This is a genomic window from Clostridium lacusfryxellense (assembly GCF_018861735.1).
Taxonomy (GTDB): Bacteria; Bacillota; Clostridia; order Clostridiales; family Clostridiaceae; genus Clostridium_AD; species Clostridium_AD lacusfryxellense.
On the sequence record NZ_JAHLEB010000062.1, the window covers coordinates 23,002 to 29,001 of the forward strand.

Sequence of the window (6,000 nt, forward strand, 5' to 3'; positions counted from 1 at the left end):
TGTTAGTTTTTAATAAGAGATATGGTGTTTAAGTTTTTATGCTTTTCTATATTTCTTAAGCGCTAGTGTATTTAAAATAAGGAATAATAAGGCATACCCAATAAGAATTATTAAATCATACTTGACTTCTAGTAAACTCTTTCCTCTTAGCATTACATCTTTTAGTGCGTTGGCTCCATAAGTCATAGGGAATATTTTAGATAATATTTTTGCCCATGTTGGTGAGTTTCTTAAATCAAAAATACCACTGAACATAATCTGAGGAACTATTACTAAAGGAATAAACTGAAATAATTGAAATTCGTTTCGTGCAAAGGCAGATAATAGGGTTCCAAGGGCTAAAGATCCCGACGCAAGAATTAAATTTATCGCAAGTACAGCCCAGAAACTACCTACCATAGGCACATTAAGCCCATATACACTAAATACCTGAAGTATTACAGTCTGAATCGCTACAAAGGCCCCAAAACCGAGAAAATAGCCTAAAACTATCTCCCATCTTTTTAGCGGAGAGGCAAGTATTCTATCAAGAGTTCCGCTTATTCTCTCCCTTAAAAATGCTACTCCAGCTATTAAAAATACGAAAAAGAAGATGAAAAAACCCATAAGAATTGGCGCCATGGAATCAAAAGCTCCCATGTCCATAGAACCATGTAAGAAATTAATATTAGGCTTTTGAGAAGAACTGTTTGTTGAAAGTTTATTTAGGGTTTTGATAACTAGACTTGTAATAGTTGGATCTACTCCGTCTAAAGTAATCCTGGGAATATTATCATCAAAAATAATATAAGCATCTGTAGTTTTATCATTTAAATTTTTAAGGGCAGTTACTTCATTGGCAACCAGGTTAACATTGGCAAGGCTTTGTAGCTTTGTTACATAGGTAGCCGGCGTCGAAGAGATGACATCAATATTAGGAGTTGTGGCTGCCGAATTTAAAATAGAACTTAAAAGATACATTACAAAAACTGGAGCAACAAACATTAGGGCGATTGATCTTTTGTCACCTCTAAGTTGTTTAATTAATCTTTTAGCAATAGACAACACTCTCATATGCTTTTAACCTCTCTTTCATTGCCGTAATAGAGAAAAGCTCCTTCAACAGTGTTTTGACCGGATGTTTCCTTTAAATCATCAGGAGTGCCTATAGCAATTATTCCTCCATTTCTAATTAATGCAAGTCTATCACAATGCTCCGCTTCATCCATAACATGGGTGGTTATTATTATTGTAACGCCTTCTTTTCTTAAACGTTCAAATTCTTTCCAAAACTCGATTCTAAGTACTGGATCAATTCCTACGGTAGGTTCATCTAGAATTAATATTTCAGGTTTATGAACTAATGCTATAGCAAGGGATAATCTTCTTTTCATTCCACCAGAAAAATTTTTAATAAGTTTTTTACCTTCATCATTTAGGAGTACTAATTCTAGAACCTCATTAACTCTTTTTTTAGCAAACTTACCCCTTATACCATATAGTGATGCAAAAAATAATATATTATCAACGGCTGTTAGGTCTTCATATAGAGCATCACTTTGAGCCATATATCCAATTTTTGAAACTGCTACAAGTGAGGGCATATTAATTCCAAGCACACTTACGTTGCCTTCTGTAGGTTCACTCATTCCAACAATAGCTTTTATTAAAGTGGTTTTACCTGAACCAGATGGTCCAAGGAGACCGAGTATTTCTCCTTTTTCTACTGAAAGGTTAATGTTTTCAAGTACTACATGTTTTCCAAACTGTTGCTTAAAATGCTCTATTTTAATAACATTTTCAACATCCATTTACTATACACTCCTTTTCCTTATTCCAGTTATTAGAATATAAATAATCTTCTTGTCATTAGCATATATCAACAAAAAGTAATATGTCAATGTAAATGTTAAGATATGAATTTCGTGTAGTACGTGATTCGCGATTCTTTATAGCTTTTATATGGTATTGTAGAATGAAAATGTATGAATATACAGTAAAATGTGGTAATATGCTAACTGAGGTGCATTATAGATTTATTGGTATTATGCTTATTTATAATGTAATCTATTCTAATATGTATTTGATAAGTAGGAGAGGATAAAAGATGCTGAAAGAGGAAAATATTAAGATTTTGTTGTTTACAATATTATGTATATGCTTTATTTTCTACTTATTTTTGGGTGTATATAGTTACAGGCGAGATAAGAGATCAAAAGTCAACATATCGTTTTTATTTTTATGTGTTTCTGCTAGCCTTTGGTCGATAGGATATGCATTTATGTTAATTTCTCCTAATATAGAAAACGCGAACATATGGAAAATGATTTCTGCTTTCGGATGGTGCTTTTTTGATGCGATATGGGTAACATTTGCATTTTCTCTACTAGATACAAATCAAAAAAAATCTAGCTTGAATATACAATCTTTTATATATGTAACATCAACAATATTTTTCATAAACAATATATTGCAGGAACCCTCAAAAACAATTAGTAAGGAAGCTTATGGTTACGTAGATAATTTATATGGCACTACAGTTATCGGTATTATTTTCAATATATATTTTGCGGTTTTATTACTAGCAGGTTTTGTAATATTCTTTATTCAAATGAAAAATACAAAAAAAAATAGGGTTAAAAAGCAGATGAAAACTATTATAATAACTAGTTTAATTAGTTTTTGTTTAGGTATGGTAACTGATATTATTCTTCCTGCAATAGGGAGTATACTATTTCCAACTGCAATTATAGCAATTTCTATTGGAATGGGTGGTATGTGGTATGCCATCAATAAACATAAAATGATGTCTATTTCTTATGAACTTGTATCGGAATATCTTTTTGAAGCTGTAAATGAACCAGTTTTCATAATAAGTGAAGAGTTTATTGTGGAGAATTGTAATGAGTCTTCATTAAGTATAACAGAATATAATTATAATGAATTAAGGAAAAAGTCACTCAGTGATATAATAAATTTTAGAAACTTTGATTTTAATACTGTAATGCTAGAAGGATATGTGCATAACATTGAAGTTGATTTAAATCGCAGAAATAATGACTCTCTTATTTGTGAGTTATCAGCAACTGTAATATTTGATGAATATTTTGATATTTTAGGAATACTTGTTTTATTACATGATATATCTGAAAGAGAAGAAATAGCAAAAATACAAAAAAAATACACCTTAGAGTTAGAAAAATCAAATTATAAACTTAAAAATGAGATAATAGATAGATTAGAAGCAGAAGATAAAATAAGCCATTTTGTATATTATGATGCCCTTACAGAAGTCAATAACAGAAAAAAAATGTTAGAAGATGTTGATACATTATTAGAAAATAAAAACGAAAGATTTGCAATTCTTTTTATAGATTTAGATAAGTTTAAGAGTGCTAATGATAATTATGGTCATGAAGCTGGAGACATTATCCTTAAAGCAGTTGCAACTAGATTAAAAAAAATTATTAATTTAATAGATACAATATATAGAATTGGTGGAGATGAATTTATAATAATATTAAGGAATTTAAAAGAAGTTGAAGATGCGCAAAGAATAGCATTAGCTTCATTAGAATCATTAAATAAGGCTTTCACTTATAAAGAAAATCAATTATTTATTGGAGGAAGTATAGGAATAAGCATATTTCCAGAGCACGGTACTAATGCAGACAAGCTAATTAACAATGCTGATTCTGGTATGTATGAAGCCAAACGAAATGGTGGAAATCAGTATAAAATATATTCGTCGGAATTCTTATAAGTTATTTCAATAATTAAACTCTGTAGAAAATTAAATAAGATTTACAATATTTAAGTATATATGGTATTATTAATGTAGATTAAATTGGTCAATTATGGTTTTAAAAAAAGATTTAAAAAAATACGATATAATAATTATACAGAATAATAAAAATGGGGGATGAGTCAAACTTGAAGAGGTTATCGAAAATATTGTCTATATTACTAATGGTAGCATTATTAGTAACGGTTAATTTTGATGTGTATGCTAAAACAAAGTCTGGTGGATTTAAATCAAGCAGTAGCAGTAGTAGTAGCAGTAGTAGCAAAAGTTCAAGCAGTAGTAAAAGTAGTGGTGGTTTTAAATCAAGTAGTGGGTATAAAAAACCTTCAACATCAACGACTAAACCTTCAACATCAACTTCATCAAATAACTCAACAAGTGCAGGTACGAATAATGCATATAGAAGTAACAATAGTAGAAGTTATTTGCCAATGATATTTTTCGGAAATTCGTCTGGTAGCAATTTTTTTAGATATTTAATTTTATTCATAGTCATAGCACTGTCAGTCTTTGTGTACAGACGTAATAAAAGAAAAAAATAAAGTAGGGGGGGAACGGTTAATGAGTGATGAGAAAGAGTATTTAAGTAAAATGCGAGATACCTATGGAAAGGCTCATGGAGATTTATTTCTAAAAGTATATTCAAACGAGTTTAGGGATGAAACATTAAAAAATAAAGTTAAAGCCTTAAAATATGAGAAAATATCACAAGAATTTATTAATATAATAGATAAATCTATTATTGAAGCTAACAAACTAATGCATTTTGCAGTAGATGATACTAAAGAAGTTAATGAGTATCATAACAAGTATATGAGTCAATTAAATCAAGTCCAAAATTGTTCTAAATGTCAATGTATAGATTGTGAATATGAATGCAAATTTAGTTCTTGTGGAAATTGTTTATCAGGGTGCAGAGTTAAGGATTGTGATAAAAAAGAAAATTGTATAATTGAAAGCACTAAGACACTTACATTATATAATGATGACAAGGAAAGAGATGTTGAATTTATAATACTAGCAATAATTGAAAGCAATTCATACGATAAAAGATATATACTACTCCAGGAAAAGTATGATGAGGACAATAAACAAATGTTTATTGTGTCTGATGGATTAGAAGATACAGAGTATATAAATATAGAAAACGAAGAAGAACTTGAGAATATAGCTGGATTATTCATGGAGAGCTAATCTCTTCATGAAGAGATAATATACAAAAAAAGAATATGTATAATATATAAGAGGAGGAATACAAACAATGGGAATATTTGATAGAATAGGTAATAGCTTTAAAGCAGGGGTTAATAAGATTATGGATGCAAACGAGGATACAGAGGCGCTAATAGATCAAGCAATAAGAGATAAAGATGAAGCTTTAAATGAAGCTAGGACTAAATCAGCTGTAGTTTTTGGAAATGTAAAAAGACTAGAAAAAGAAATGATCTCATCTAAAGAAGATATGAGTAATTGGGAATCTAAAATTAAATTGGCTATAGAAAAAGGTAATGATGAATTAGCAGGTAAAGCAATAGCTAAGCAAAAAGAGTGTGAGGCTACTTGCGTATCATTAACAAAATCTTATGGAGCGGCTAAAATTACTGCAGACAACTTGAAGAAAAGTTTATTAGAACTAGGGGATGACTTAAAAGATTTAAGAGGTAAGAGAGATGGGTTAATAGCCAGACTTAAGACAGCTGAAGCTGCGCAGCAAGTTAATGCAATAACTGCTAATGTTAAAACAAAAGGTAATAGCATCGATTTAGATAGATTAGAACGTAAGATAGAAGAAACAGAGTCTTTGGCAGAAGGTTTAGGAGAACTTAAAGTTGACTCTTTAGAGGATGAATTTGAGGCTCTAGAAAAAACATCTGTAAGTGATGATTTGGCTGCGTATAAAGCTAAATATGCAAAACAATAATTAATAATAAAATTTATTAGGACTGCTTATATTTAGTAGTCCTATTTTAATACCATAAAATATAATTGCTTTTTTAGTCAAATTTCGAATATAATAAAGAAGAAGTACAAAATACTTGCAATTGGTATTGATAGTAATCATCCTAATGAGGATGTGTGTTCATATAGAGAGTGGTTTATTATAGAGACCAGCTAGTTAAAGTCAACTATTTAATTTAAATTTGTTTAAAGTTATTTAGATTAATTTTTTGCACAACAAAAAAACCGTTTCAAAAGACGAACGATGGTAAAAAAGG

Annotated in this window: 6 protein-coding genes; 4 read left to right on the plus strand and 2 right to left on the minus strand. The window is 29.8% G+C overall.

What is annotated here, in order from left to right:
* Positions 1 to 36 precede the first annotated feature (36 nt).
* Positions 37 to 1,053: an ABC transporter permease gene (locus KPL55_RS22295; protein WP_216308964.1), complete on the minus strand. Its 1,017-nt coding sequence runs from the start codon at positions 1,051 to 1,053 to the stop codon at positions 37 to 39.
* Positions 1,050 to 1,790 carry an ABC transporter ATP-binding protein gene (locus KPL55_RS22300; RefSeq protein WP_216308965.1) on the minus strand — a complete coding sequence of 247 codons (741 nt, stop codon included), beginning with the start codon at positions 1,788 to 1,790 and terminating at the stop codon, positions 1,050 to 1,052. The genes KPL55_RS22295 and KPL55_RS22300 overlap by 4 nt, the downstream gene beginning before the upstream one ends.
* A 296-nt stretch (positions 1,791 to 2,086) precedes the next feature.
* Here KPL55_RS22300 and KPL55_RS22305 point away from each other — a divergent pair, with 296 nt between their 5' ends.
* The 4 genes from KPL55_RS22305 to KPL55_RS22320 all read left to right on the plus strand — a co-directional run bounded on the left by KPL55_RS22305 (position 2,087) and on the right by KPL55_RS22320 (position 5,705).
* Complete coding sequence (locus KPL55_RS22305; RefSeq protein ID WP_216308966.1) at positions 2,087 to 3,742, plus strand: diguanylate cyclase domain-containing protein; 1,656 nt, start codon at positions 2,087 to 2,089, stop codon at positions 3,740 to 3,742.
* 170 nt (positions 3,743 to 3,912) lie between these two features.
* Positions 3,913 to 4,326, plus strand: coding sequence for a hypothetical protein (locus tag KPL55_RS22310; protein ID WP_216308967.1), 414 nt, complete (start codon positions 3,913 to 3,915; stop codon positions 4,324 to 4,326).
* A 19-nt stretch (positions 4,327 to 4,345) separates the two neighbouring features.
* Complete coding sequence (locus tag KPL55_RS22315) at positions 4,346 to 4,978, plus strand: DUF1292 domain-containing protein (protein WP_216308968.1); 633 nt, start codon at positions 4,346 to 4,348, stop codon at positions 4,976 to 4,978.
* Positions 4,979 to 5,045: 67 nt separating this feature from the next.
* Positions 5,046 to 5,705 (plus strand): PspA/IM30 family protein, encoded by a 660-nt coding sequence (locus KPL55_RS22320; RefSeq protein WP_216308969.1) that lies wholly within the window; start codon positions 5,046 to 5,048, stop codon positions 5,703 to 5,705.
* Positions 5,706 to 6,000: the final 295 nt, after the last annotated feature.